This is a genomic window from Aequorivita sp. 609, from assembly GCF_014212065.1.
Taxonomy (GTDB): Bacteria; Bacteroidota; Bacteroidia; order Flavobacteriales; family Flavobacteriaceae; genus Aequorivita; species Aequorivita sinensis.
Map to the genome: position 1 here is coordinate 1 of NZ_JACJVM010000140.1, position 562 is coordinate 562.

Sequence of the window (562 nt, forward strand, 5' to 3'; positions counted from 1 at the left end):
ACCGTAGGCCGCAAGCAAATAATGATTGATTATTTGGAGAAGATGATGGAGATTGCCAAGGATGAACTTGATATCGACATCAAAAAAAACTTCGGCACCCCACAATCAACTGGTTCAGGGAAAACAAAGAAAAAGTGAGTTTTTCAATGAACATGCTATATGCCACCGTTGGAATCAGCAAGCAAGCTGTAAGCCAGTATAATACAAGGCAAAAGGCCTTCGACAAGAAAGTCAAGCAAATGACCCTCGAAGCTGATGAGCTCAGAGAGGATCACCCTGGTTGTGGGGTTGAGAAAATGTACTATACACTTAAACCGGACTTTATAGGAAGGGATAGGTTTATAGAGTTAATGATGGAACTGGGATACCGATTGAAGCGTAAAAAGAATTATAAAAGAACAACTATTGCTTCGAAAATTTATTATCCTAACCTAATAAAAGGGATGGAGGTTGACCGACCATCAATGGTATGGCAGTCTGATATTACTTACATACCTATTGGCAACAAGCATTATTATGCAGTTTTTATAATAGATGTCTATACCAAGAAGATCGTAGGATA

The 562-nt window shown here is 38.6% G+C and carries 1 pseudogene; it reads left to right on the top strand.

From position 1 onward, the window contains the following. Nucleotides 1-239 precede the first annotated feature (239 nt). Nucleotides 240-562 (top strand): annotated as a pseudogene (locus H4O20_RS13040) (IS3 family transposase); the annotation flags it as partial.